This window comes from Sphingopyxis indica, from assembly GCF_900188185.1.
GTDB lineage: Bacteria > Pseudomonadota > Alphaproteobacteria > Sphingomonadales > Sphingomonadaceae > Sphingopyxis > Sphingopyxis indica.
The window spans coordinates 22,487-28,486 of the sequence record NZ_FZPA01000024.1 but is presented as its reverse complement, the minus strand read 5'-3'; the positions used below and the strand labels follow the sequence as shown (position 1 = coordinate 28,486).

The window sequence follows — 6,000 nt, the reverse complement described above, 5'->3', positions numbered from 1 at the left end:
ACCACGCCGATAGTCGGGATAAGCGCTACGGTCTGCGGGCCGGTGATGCGCGCTTCCGTATTCGCGCCCTGGAGACAGACACGATGACCAAACTCAAACTCGGCGATCTCGCGGAAAGCAAGCCGGTCCGCCTCACTATCGAGCTGCCGGCCTCGATCCACTCCGACCTTGAAGCCTATGGCCGCGTGCTGGCCGGTGACGGCGCCCAGCCTGTTCCGCCCGCGCGGCTTATCGCGCCGATGCTGGAACGGTTCATGGCGACAGATCGAGCGTTTCGGCGCTATCTCAGCCGGTCCGCCTGATCTGCTCCGATCATCGACCCATAAAGGCGTCGAACCGCTCCTTGCCTTCAGCTTCGACGATCGCGATTTCGGCATTGGCGCATTCCTGACCCCGCACCGTGCCTGCGGCGCATTGCGCGACGGTCTCGCGCGCTTCGTCGAGATTGGCTGCGAAATATTGCGTGCTGCGCGCGTCCCCGGCAGGCGCCGTCAACCCTGCGCCCTGACTGGCAGCGGGTGCGATTTCGACCGGTATGAAAACTGGACGAAGCACAAAACCCGATCCGAAGCCGATCACCAGCGCGACGATGGCGATGAAGATTGTCTTGCCGTTCATGATGCTCACTCCTTCGATTGTGGGTTGGCGACAAGGGGCGCGGCCAGCGCGTGCGGCCGGCGCGCGCGGGTCAGGTGTCGGGATAGCGTTCTCGAATGAGGCCCAGGAAACGGCGCAGCGCAGGGCTGCTGTCGTTGCTCCGCCAATAGCAGCCATAGTCGATCCGGGCCTGGCCGGTCGGCTCATGCACCTCGCGGAAGACGATGCCGGGATGATGGAACCCCAGCGTCGATTCCGATACCAAAGTCAGGAACCAGCCCGCCGAAACCATTGCCAGCACATTCTCGCGGCTCACGTCCTGAGTTTCGACTTCGGGTTCATATCCGGGCTCTGCGAGCCGGGCGCGCAGCAGCCGCATCAGATCCGGGCCGGGATCTTGTGTGCCCAGCACGAAAGTCAGGCGCCGCAAATCATGCCAATAGACGCGCTCGACTTCGGACAGCGGATGACCTTTGGGAAAGGCGACGAGGACGCGCTCGGACCAGAGCGAGCGGCGCTTGATGGCCGGATCGGCAAATTCGCCGGTTACGACCGCAAGATCGATCACCCCGGCATGAAGCGCATGATGGAGATAGCACCGATCGCGCTCGACGCCGTTCAGCCGCACGTCGGGGAACCGGCGCTGGAACTCGACGATGGCGAAACGCAGGTCGCCTGCGGTCAGCGAACCGCAAAAGCCGATTGTGAGTTCGCCCGCATCCCCATTACGCATCGCCCGTGCGCGGTTCTTGAGATTATCGACCTCTGCCAATATCCGCCGCGCCGTGTCGATGATCGGTATCCCCTCGGGCGTCAGGATCGCACCGCGCGTTCGCCGCTCGAACAGTTTCACCCCCAAGCGATGCTCGAGATGCAGCACATTGCGGCTGAGCGTCGCCTGTTTGATCCGCAGCAAGGCTGCGGCTCTCGAAAAGCTCCTCGTTTCCGCGGCAAGGACTGCATAGCGCAATTGTTTGGTTTCAAGCGACACGACCAACCTCCCAACTGGAGGAAGGGATGAACGGTCAGGATCGGCGCCTCACCGATCCGTAACCCGTCCAAACGCTCCGCGTCCTCCTGCTTGGAAGACCATCGTTCCGCGCCCTGAACGAAACAGATTTTGTCATGAAACTGAAATATGTTGTGACGTCAGCTCATCAGCACCACGCCGCCGGCAAGGTGGCGGGCGCGCAGATTCAAGAGCTGCTCGATCTGTGGAACGGCCTCTTCGATCCGACTGGTGTGGAAGACCGCATTGACGGGCAGCGCGCCCAGTGACGAGCGGGCAAGCACGATCCTGCCTGAACGATAAAGGTTGATCTGGTCGACCACCTCGGCCAGCGGCGCCCCTTCGAAAATGAGCAGACCGCGCCGCCAGGCCGTTGCCTTCGCCGCATCGATCGCACTGCGCCGGATCACGCCGCCTGATGCGACGAACACCTGCTCATTGGCGCGCAGCAGGATCGGCTGGTCGCTGCCGCTGCACGCGACCGTGCCGGTTACGCAGGCGACACGCACGCCGCCGATGAGCCGCTGCACATTGAACTGGGCCTCGCGCGTCGAAGCGCTGACGCTCCCGGCATCGACGCGAAAGGGCTCCCGAAGCTGCCCGGCGGTAACGAAGGCTTCGCCGGTCACGAGACTGACGCCGCGCGATCCCTCGGCCACCCGGTCGATCAACGACAACGCCGTGCGCGAGTTCATCTCGACCTTGACGCCTGTCACAGGCGCAAAGGCGTAACGCTGGCCGATCGCGGTGCGATGATCGGCGGTCAGTTCCGCGAAGGATGGCCAAAGCCCAAGCGGCGGTCGCGCGACACCGGCGGTTATCAGCGCCACGGCAGCGGTTGCGCCGCCCCCCAGAACGGCGCGGCGACTGACCATCCCCGGCTTCCTGGTGTTCTTGGCGACATGGGCATAGCTGCGCACGCCGGCGACCTCCCGAAACGCCGCTTCATGCGCCGGGCTCGTCGCCCGCCAGGCCGCCAGGCGCGCGGCGTCGTCGTCGGTCGCAGCGCCCGAGGTCAGGCAGACCACCCAGTCCGCCGCCTCGACGAGCAAGCCGTCGGCGTCATCTTCGGGGACATCCCGAGCCGTCATCGGCAAATGAAATCCGGCTGGCGCAACCATCGCGCTTCTGGAATCCTCAAACTCTGTTCCTCCTATCGGGTAGACACGCGTGCGGCCCGCTCAGCGAAAGGATTTTTTCGCCGGGCGCGCCGCGCGCAGTGGAGAATGGCGTTCCGCAGGTCCATCTGGATCAGCCGGATGGTCACTCCATACCGGTCCGCCAGCTCCTCATGGGTCATCGTTCCAGTGAAGCTCTCGATGAAGACGTGGCGCTGACGCGGCGTCAATTCACCCAGCACCTTCCAGATATGGGCGAGTTCGCTGCGTGCGATGGCGATGCGTTCGGGCCCTGGCGCATCGTCCGCGACCGACAATATGTCCTCGATGTCCTGGCTGCCCAGCACGCGGCGCTGTTTCGCCGCCATCGTCGCCGCCATATTGACGGCCGCGCGGTAGATATAGGCGTCGGGATCTGCAACAGGTGCATCATCGTTTACATCGTTGAGCTTGATCCAGGTCTCGTGCAGGGCCTCGCCGGCGAGATCCTGGGAGCCGAGACGCGCCGCGAGGCGGTCGCGAAGCTGGTTGTAGCGCGCGGCAAGCGACGTCTTGAGACCGGCCCGCGTTGCGCTCACGGCCGCCCCCCGGTCCGGGGCGCCGAGCGATTGGCCAGACGATCGGTCTCGACCTCGAAGCGCATCGAGCGGCTGAGGCCTTCGGGCGGCGCGCTGCTCAGAACATGGCCGACCAGCACACGCCGCACGCGGGCGTTCCAGTCGGGCTCGCTGCTGGCGCGCAACAGATCGACCTCGGCGATCCGGCCCGCCGCATCGACGGTGACCGCGATCTCGATCCGGAAGCTGCGTCCCTCATAGGCGCCGTCGCGTTTCAGCCTGTCGAAGATCTCGGTCTGAACGCGCTGTGCATAATGCGTAAACGCACTGCTATCGGACCTGCCGACCATTCGCGGGGCGCGCACTTCCGCCATGTCCAGATGAAGCGTGCCGAGCCCCGCGGCAGCCCCGCTGGCCGACGGAAGCGTAGGCGGGGCTTCTCCTTCAACGAAGATGATCGCCGAGTTGGGGCCGGTGAACCGCGCGGACAGGCCGGTGCCTTCCAGCAGCCTGCGCAGCGCCGCCGGGGCTGCATAGACGCCGCTCAGCGGCGTCGAATAACGGTCGCCCGCAAGGCTCTGGCGATAGATGATGCTCACCCCGCTCACGGTCGCGAACTCGGCAAGCGCCTGCGCGACGGGCTGCGCGGGAATCTCAAAGCGGCGATCGCCCAACGTGGTCGCTCCCTGGGCGACAAGAGGCGCGGGCGCCGCAAGCAAGGCCAGTGCGAGCATCCCGGAGACGAGCGCCTGTGGACCGTACCATCGCACCGCAATGACCATGGAACGCGCAATCGTCCTCATCCGAGCCTGAAGGTGACGGGAAGGATGACGCTGAGCTGGCCGGGCCAGCCTTGTGGAAATGCCGGGAGCGGCTGCGCGCGCATCACGGCAGCTACAGCTTCGCGGTCTATGTCGGAGGCGCCCGAGCTTTCGCCGACCCAGGCCTGAAGCACTCTGCCTTCGTGCGACATGACGAAATGCAGCATGACGACGCCTTCGCGACCCGCATCCTGCGCCGCGACGGGGTAGATGCGGTAACGGGCAAGATGGGCTTCGAGCCGTCGCCGGTAAGCGAGGACATCGGCACTCGGCAGATCGGCGAGATCGCGCGCATCGCCTTGCGCCTCGGCGCTGGCGCGCGCGGCATGGGATTCGGGGCCGGCGGCGCGCGGCTGCGGCTTCGCGTCGCCCGCCTCGCCGCTTGCGACGAGCGGGCGCGGCTCATCCAACATTTCGCGGGCGTCGCCGTCCTGCGCGCTTTCGCGCTGCGCGACGCCATCGGCGCGCTCCAGCGGGATCAACTCGACGATCAGCACATTACCCTTGTCGCCGCCGGACAGGTCGCGCACGGGTACGCCCGTATCCCACGCCCACAGCAGGGCGAAGCCCGCCGCAGCGTGCAGGGAGAGCGACAGAAATCCGCTCATCAGCCGGGTCGAGAGATCTCGACTCATTGCTCCCGTGTCACCCCATTGTCACTTAAATGCTCGACCCGTAGGGCGTGTTTATCGCGTCTTTGTGACAAGCGGCTGAGGCGGGCCGGTGCGAACGCGCGGGCGATCGCATAAAAATCGCCGTCAGCGAAAAAAGTCTTTCGTTCGATCTCGCGACATTGGTCTTCCAGTCGAGGACCATGACCATGAACCCGACTTTTGCCGTCAAATTGAACAACCGCGATGCAGCGATCAGGGCAACCACCCCTGTCCCCGCGCGCGCGCCCAATATGCGGCGCCCGGCACTGCCGGCGGGCAATCCCGTGCGCCCAATGGTGCAGCGCCAGCGCTTCAAGCTGGGGCCGCTGGATCTTGATTTTCGCGCTTTCCCACGCCAGCGCGCTGTCTCGCTCACCTCCACCGACGCGACCGTTCATGTCCTCCTGCCGATCACCGGCACGGTCGTCGTCGTGCGCGAGGATGACACCCTCACGCTTGGAGCCGGATCGGCATTGCTCCTGGCGGCGGGCAGCCGCGCCGCCGCGGTCTGTGCTGCCGGTTCGAGCGCGCTCTTTCTCCATATCCCGCGCGCCGCTATCCAGGCGCTCGCGTCGAGCCGGTTCGGCGCGGCCCGCCGTCTCGCGGCCATTGATCACCGGTTCGATTGGTCGGTCGAACAAATGGGGGTAGCGCTCCCGCGCGCCAGCATAGCGGGGGACATCGGCCACTCGGCGCTCGATGACCGTCTGCTGGAAAAAGGCGCGCTCGAAGGGCTTGTGGAAACGCTCCAGGCCGATCCGGCGGCCGAACTGCTGTTTCCTGTCGCACGGTCGGTACAGCGCGCCGTCGAGCATATTCGCGCTGATCCCAAACAGAGCTGGACGATCCACGAGCTTGCCCAGATCGCTGGCGTCACCTCGGGCACGTTGCGCCGGAATTTCCGGACCTGCCTCGGCGTCACCGTCACCCAGCTTATTCAGCAGATCCGCCTCGAATGGGTCCGTACGCGCCTCGAAAGCCCGAACGAGAGCCGCTCGATCGGCGACATCGCACTTGCCGCCGGCTTCGGAACGCCGGGCATGATGAGCCGCGCCTATCAACGCCACTTTGGAGAAACGCCGAGCCAGAACCGCGCACGAGCCTTTCGCGCAATGCGCGAATAGAACCTCCTCCGTTTCAGACGGAGCCGAAAAACTTCTAGCGTCCTGACACCTCGTCAGGGCGATATTCGCGCTTGTAATAAGAATAACTCCAATACTAACGGCCATCAATCCCTTAACGGTG

Annotated in this window: 8 protein-coding genes; 2 read left to right on the top strand and 6 right to left on the bottom strand. The window is 65.1% G+C overall.

Going from position 1 to position 6,000, the window contains the following annotated elements:
- Positions 1–83: 83 nt before the first annotated feature.
- Complete coding sequence (locus CHB69_RS19120) at positions 84–302, top strand: DUF2274 domain-containing protein (RefSeq protein WP_089217520.1); 219 nt, start codon at positions 84–86, stop codon at positions 300–302.
- Positions 303–312: 10 nt separating this feature from the next.
- Here CHB69_RS19120 and CHB69_RS19115 read toward each other — a convergent pair whose 3' ends face one another.
- From CHB69_RS19115 to CHB69_RS19090, 6 genes are all read right to left on the bottom strand, one after another.
- Positions 313–618, bottom strand: coding sequence for an EexN family lipoprotein (locus tag CHB69_RS19115; protein WP_245836970.1), 306 nt, complete (start codon positions 616–618; stop codon positions 313–315).
- 70 nt (positions 619–688) lie between these two features.
- On the bottom strand, positions 689–1,588 hold the full coding sequence (locus tag CHB69_RS19110) for a LysR family transcriptional regulator (RefSeq protein WP_170935650.1): 900 nt from the start codon (positions 1,586–1,588) through the stop codon (positions 689–691).
- 158 nt (positions 1,589–1,746) lie between these two features.
- Positions 1,747–2,658: a FecR family protein gene (locus CHB69_RS19105; RefSeq protein WP_170935649.1), complete on the bottom strand. Its 912-nt coding sequence runs from the start codon at positions 2,656–2,658 to the stop codon at positions 1,747–1,749.
- A gap of 101 nt (positions 2,659–2,759) precedes the next feature.
- Positions 2,760–3,302: an RNA polymerase sigma factor gene (locus CHB69_RS19100; RefSeq protein WP_089217517.1), complete on the bottom strand. Its 543-nt coding sequence runs from the start codon at positions 3,300–3,302 to the stop codon at positions 2,760–2,762.
- Positions 3,299–4,063 (bottom strand): STN domain-containing protein, encoded by a 765-nt coding sequence (locus tag CHB69_RS19095; protein WP_089217516.1) that lies wholly within the window; start codon positions 4,061–4,063, stop codon positions 3,299–3,301. The genes CHB69_RS19100 and CHB69_RS19095 overlap by 4 nt, the downstream gene beginning before the upstream one ends.
- A 17-nt stretch (positions 4,064–4,080) precedes the next feature.
- Positions 4,081–4,737, bottom strand: coding sequence for an energy transducer TonB family protein (locus CHB69_RS19090; RefSeq protein WP_089217515.1), 657 nt, complete (start codon positions 4,735–4,737; stop codon positions 4,081–4,083).
- A 185-nt stretch (positions 4,738–4,922) separates the two neighbouring features.
- Between CHB69_RS19090 and CHB69_RS19085 the strand changes: the two genes are divergently transcribed.
- Positions 4,923–5,879, top strand: coding sequence for a helix-turn-helix domain-containing protein (locus CHB69_RS19085; protein ID WP_170935647.1), 957 nt, complete (start codon positions 4,923–4,925; stop codon positions 5,877–5,879).
- Positions 5,880–6,000: the final 121 nt, after the last annotated feature.